The organism is Neorhizobium sp. SHOUNA12A (assembly GCF_023006505.1).
GTDB lineage: Bacteria > Pseudomonadota > Alphaproteobacteria > Rhizobiales > Rhizobiaceae > Neorhizobium.
Genome location: NZ_JALBGV010000209.1, coordinates 1 through 480, shown reverse-complemented (window position 1 = coordinate 480; position 480 = coordinate 1). Strand labels below are relative to the sequence as shown.

Here is a 480-nt window from a genome sequence, read left to right as displayed (position 1 = left end):
AGGGCAAGGCAGATCGCCCGGTCGAACCCCTCTTCGCCGGGCCGAAGGCGGCCGCGCCCGCCTTCGGCGCGGAACACCGAAGAAAAGCGCTGGCTCATCAGCAGCGGCACCGGCACGGGCCAACGCAGCTTCTGCGCCAGAAGGAGATCGGCCAGCCACCAGCCCAGCGCTTCGGCATCCGGGCGAATCGTGTGCGTTTCGCGGATGATCGCGGCGGCCGCGAACGGCGCGGCTGATCCGGCGAGGCCGAGGTCGTCAAAAGTCTGCGCGAGCGTTGCCAGCGGCTCGTCCCATTTGATGCCGAGCATGCCAGCTACCGTCTGCAGCATGTCCGTATCGAGCGCGGACGAACGCGAGGCAAGCCGCTTCCAGGCCGAAAGGATCTGCCCGGCCGGACCGGGATCATCCCCCGGCCTGCGCAACAGCCAGGCATCGCGCAGCCCGGCTTCGTCTTCCGAACGCCCCGCAAGCCGCACAGCC

At 69.4% G+C, this 480-nt stretch carries 1 protein-coding gene; it reads right to left on the bottom strand.

The genetic code is table 11. The features are described 5' to 3' along the window. Positions 1 to 480 (bottom strand): DUF1403 family protein (locus MOV63_RS32515; protein WP_247039848.1); only part of this gene is annotated, 480 nt, incomplete at both ends.